This window comes from Pseudomonas sp. P4_D7, from assembly GCF_056401755.1.
Map to the genome: position 1 here is coordinate 30,516 of NZ_JBFUIR010000056.1, position 2,686 is coordinate 33,201.

Genomic DNA, 2,686 nt, shown 5'->3' on the forward strand with positions numbered 1-2,686 from the left:
CTCCCACAGGGATTTCCTGTGTACATGAAATCCCTGTGGGAGCGAGCCTGCTCGCGAAAGCGATCCTTCAGGCAATGCACCTCCACCAGGCAGAATCCGCCATGCACACYGCCATCATCATTTTCTTCGGCCTGGTCCTGCTCGCTCTGATGCTTTACATCGGCGAGCGCATCGGCTTCAGCCGCCAGACCATGGCCTACGGCTTCGCCGCCCTGTGGTTGGCGTTGACGGTGATCAATGGCGCGGTGGGCGTGGTGCATGCCGGCCAGTCCGTGGGTTCGGAAATAGCCATAGGCAGTGCGGTGTTCGGGGTGCCGGTGGCGGCGATGGTGTTGTTCATGGTGCTGAGCGCCGAATCCTGAGCGGACCCGGCGCTCAGGCGCCGATCAACGTACCAAGTGCAGGAACTGCATATGGCGTTCGTACTGATCGAGGATGTCGTTGATGATCTGTTCTTTGGTGTAGCCGACCAGATCGTAGTCCTGACTGCCCTCGCTCAAGTGCACTTCGGCGCGGTAGTAACGACGATTGTTGAGCTGCTTCGAGCCCATCCCGCCACGCGCGAACGACGGCGTGAAGTAGCCGCGCATCTGCACCTGATAGATGAACGGATGCGCATCACCATGGCCGATTTCGAGGCTGACGCTGTCATTCGCCGGATCCGGCTGGGTGACCACGTTGAGGCCTTTTTCAACGAACACCGCCGTCACTTCTTCAATTGCCGGGCGTACCGTGGTGTCCATGAAACGGTACACCTCGTCGCGCGACGGGAAGTGCACCGCCTGACTCAGCCGCTGACGCCAGCCGCCCGTACCGCGCCGTGAACCGGAGACCGGTGCCAGCGAGTGCAACTGCGCGATCTGCTTCTGCGACTCCAGATAGAACGCCTTGTGCAGACCCCACATCATCAACAGCAGGATCAACGAGAACGGCAACGAGGTCAGCACTACCGCTGATTTCAGCGCATCGATGCTGCCGGAGAACAGCAGCGCACTGGTGATCAACGCGGTCATCGCGCCCCAGAACACCCGCAGCCATTTCGGCCCGTCTTCGTCCGGGTTGCCACCCTTGGCCGACAAGGTCGAGAGCACCACGGTGCCGGAGTCGGCAGACGTCACGAAGAACACGAAGCTGATAAACACCGTCACAGCGATGACGGTTTTGCTCCATGGGTAGGTTTCCAGCAGCAGGTAAATGCTCATCGACGGGTTGTCGATGGCCGACATGCCCAGCGCGCTCATGCCGTGGTTGAGCACTTGGTCCAGCGCACTGTTGCCGAAGATCGACATCCACGCGAGGGTGAAACCGAGCGGAATCAGCAGCACGCCGAAGACGAATTCGCGGATGGTCCGGCCACGGGAAATCCGTGCGATGAACAGGCCCACGAACGGCGACCATGCAATCCACCAGGCCCAGTAGAACACTGTCCAGCCACCAAGCCAGTCGCTCGGTTTGTCGTAGGCGTAGAGGTCGAAACTCTTCATCGGCAAGGCGCCGAGATAGTCGCCGAGGTTCTGGATCAAGGTGTTGAGCAGGTGCTGGGTAGGCCCGGCGAACAACACGAACAGCAGCAGCGCACAGGCCAGCAGCATGTTGATGTCGGACATCACCCGCACGCCTTTATCGACGCCGGAGACGGCAACGATGATCGCTGCGCCCATCATCAGCGTGATCAGGCCGACCTGAATCCACTGGGTGTGAGCGATGCCGAACAGGTAGTCGAGACCGGAGTTGAGGTGCAGCACACCAAAGCCCATGTCGGCGCCCAGACCGAACACCGTGGCGATGATGCCGAAGCCGTCCACTGCGTAACCGATCGGGCCGTTGATGCGTTTGCCGATCAGCGGATACAGCGCCGAACGCAGAGCCAGCGGCAGGTTGTGACGGTAAGCGAAATACGCCAACGCCATGCCGACGAAGGCGAACACGCCCCAGCCATGCAGGCCCCAGTGCAAGAACAGAATCTGCATCGCCTGACGCGCCGCATCCGCCGTGCCCGCCTCGCCTTGCGGCGGCTGGAGCATATGGGTCAGCGGTTCAGAGACGCAGAAGAAGAACAGCGTGATGCTGATCCCGGCGGCGAACAGCATGCCGGCCCAGGACAAATAACTGAATTCGGGCTCGTCGTGGTCGGCACCGAGTTTTATCTTGCCGTAGCCGGATAAGGCGGTGACCACCACGAAGACCAGATACAGGGTCATCGCGAGCATGTAGTACCAGCCGACCGTATTGGCCGCCCAGTTTTGCGCTTCCAGCAGCCAGGCGCCTGCCTGCTCCGGCATGGCGATGACAACGAGACCAAACAGCAGAATGACCGTCGCGGCGAAGTAGAACACCGGCGGATTCATGCGTACCAGACCGCTGGCGGGGGTAGACGATGCACTCATGAAACGTGCACCTCGAAGGGTTGAAACGTGGCTGAAATGATCGGACTCAGCAAAGGCAAGCCTCCTGTTGTGAGCGGGCAGCGAACCACCGGTTTAACTTGAATGAACGTTCAAGTTAAACATGGATAGGGTGGCAAGGACTAATCGTACGGCTAGGCGGTAGTTTTCCTACGCTAGCTCAAGGATGGGTATGACGCGGGTTTGAGGGTATTCGTTCACTGGAGAATTGGCTGATTGCCATTATCTTGATTTGGTCTGAAAATCATTCGCGAGCAGGCTCGCTCCCACATTTGAAACGC

Annotated in this window: 2 protein-coding genes; one reads left to right on the forward strand and one right to left on the reverse strand. The window is 59.6% G+C overall.

Annotated features, from left to right (window positions below):
- The first annotated feature begins 101 nt into the window (after nucleotides 1-101).
- The gene (locus AC1DVF_RS25205; RefSeq protein WP_093440654.1) at nucleotides 102-362 is read left to right on the forward strand and encodes a hypothetical protein; all 261 of its coding nucleotides are present in this window, start codon (nucleotides 102-104) and stop codon (nucleotides 360-362) included.
- Between the two features lie 24 nt (nucleotides 363-386).
- Here AC1DVF_RS25205 and betT read toward each other — a convergent pair whose 3' ends face one another.
- Nucleotides 387-2,348, reverse strand: a complete 1,962-nt coding sequence (betT, locus tag AC1DVF_RS25210) for a choline transporter BetT (RefSeq protein ID WP_163030199.1) — start codon at nucleotides 2,346-2,348, stop codon at nucleotides 387-389.
- Nucleotides 2,349-2,686 lie beyond the last annotated feature (338 nt).